1 protein-coding gene and 9 tRNA genes are annotated in these 1,235 nt (G+C 42.0%); all 10 read right to left on the reverse strand.

Translation table 11 applies throughout. The features are described from left to right. Positions 1–246: YSIRK-type signal peptide-containing protein (locus tag HMPREF2767_RS08650; protein WP_371440750.1), on the reverse strand; the 246-nt coding region annotated here is incomplete at its 3' end. A 216-nt stretch (positions 247–462) separates the two neighbouring features. Next, positions 463–542, reverse strand: a tRNA-Leu gene (locus HMPREF2767_RS00395). A gap of 48 nt (positions 543–590) precedes the next feature. Next, positions 591–666: transfer RNA gene (locus HMPREF2767_RS00400), tRNA-Gly, on the reverse strand. A gap of 18 nt (positions 667–684) precedes the next feature. Continuing rightward, positions 685–755: transfer RNA gene (locus HMPREF2767_RS00405), tRNA-Cys, on the reverse strand. A gap of 6 nt (positions 756–761) precedes the next feature. Continuing rightward, positions 762–833 (reverse strand) — tRNA-Gln (locus HMPREF2767_RS00410). 3 nt (positions 834–836) lie between these two features. Further along, a tRNA-His gene (locus HMPREF2767_RS00415) sits at positions 837–912 on the reverse strand. A gap of 7 nt (positions 913–919) precedes the next feature. Then, positions 920–990: transfer RNA gene (locus HMPREF2767_RS00420), tRNA-Trp, on the reverse strand. A 5-nt stretch (positions 991–995) separates the two neighbouring features. Then, positions 996–1,076 (reverse strand) — tRNA-Tyr (locus tag HMPREF2767_RS00425). A 6-nt stretch (positions 1,077–1,082) separates the two neighbouring features. Further along, positions 1,083–1,155: transfer RNA gene (locus tag HMPREF2767_RS00430), tRNA-Thr, on the reverse strand. Positions 1,156–1,159: 4 nt separating this feature from the next. Then, positions 1,160–1,235: transfer RNA gene (locus HMPREF2767_RS00435), tRNA-Phe, on the reverse strand.

A 1,235-nucleotide genomic window follows, 5' to 3' on the forward strand; every position in this document is an offset into this window, starting at 1 on the left:
TTCATTTGGTGTTTCTTCGTTTAATGCGTCTGCGCTAGTTGATTTTTCATTTGGTGTTTCTTCGTTTGATGCGTCTACGCTAGTTGCTTCTTCTGTAGCTGGATCTGAAGCTGTTTCATCTTCCGCTGCTTTTGCATCGTGTCCTAAAAACACTAATGAACCGATTAAAATACTCGCGGTCCCTACCGTAAATTTACGGATTGAGTACTTATTTAATCGATTCGGTAAAAAATCTAATTTTTTCAATAAAATCGACTCCTTAATTAATAGTAATTTAAGTAGTATCTGATGACTAATTAACAAGTTTATCTCTACTGATTATTATCGTAAACATTTATTGAAATTAATTCAACATTAATAGTGTATTTTTAAATTATATCTAAAGTAAAAACATTGTAAACTGTAATACCACTGTATCTTTAGGCATAAAAAAACCACTAATATTAATATTAGTGGTACGTATACTCCCGGCCGGGATCGAACCGGCACTCCGAAGAATCGGATTTTGAGTCCGACGCGTCTGCCTATTCCGCCACGGGAGCTTAATTTAAATAAAAAAAAATAAGACTTAATATAGTCTTAACAAAAAATGGAGCGGAGAGCTGGATTTAAACCAACGACTTACTTCAGGAAGAAGTATGTTATAAACAACTTAACTATCTCCGCATATATAAAATTGAAAAAAGGCGCCTACCGGATTTGAACCGGTGGTAGAGGATTTGCAGTCCTCGGCCTTACCACTTGGCTAAGGCGCCAAACTACTGGGCTGAAAGGATTCGAACCTTTGCATGACGGAGCCAAAATCCGTTGCCTTACCGCTTGGCTACAGCCCAATATGGGGCGACTGATGGGATTCGAACCCACGCATGCCGGAGCCACAATCCAGTGCGTTAACCACTTCGCCACAATCGCCGTCGTACAGGGGTAGTAGGAATCGAACCCACATCAAAGGTTTTGGAGACCTCTATATTACCATTATACGATACCCCTATAAATGGAAGGGGGCAGATTCGAACTGCCGAACCCGAAGGAGCGGATTTACAGTCCGCCGCGTTTAGCCACTTCGCTACCCTTCCAAAATATGCCGGCCAGAGGACTTGAACCCCCAACCTACTGATTACAAGTCAGTTGCTCTACCAGTTGAGCTAGGCCGGCAAAATGGTGGTTCTGGACGGAATCGAACCGCCGACACTCTGATCTTCAGTCAGATGCTCTACCAACTGAGCTACAGAACC

The sequence above is a fragment of the Nosocomiicoccus sp. HMSC067E10 genome, assembly GCF_001810835.1.
Taxonomy (GTDB): Bacteria; Bacillota; Bacilli; order Staphylococcales; family Salinicoccaceae; genus Nosocomiicoccus; species Nosocomiicoccus ampullae_A.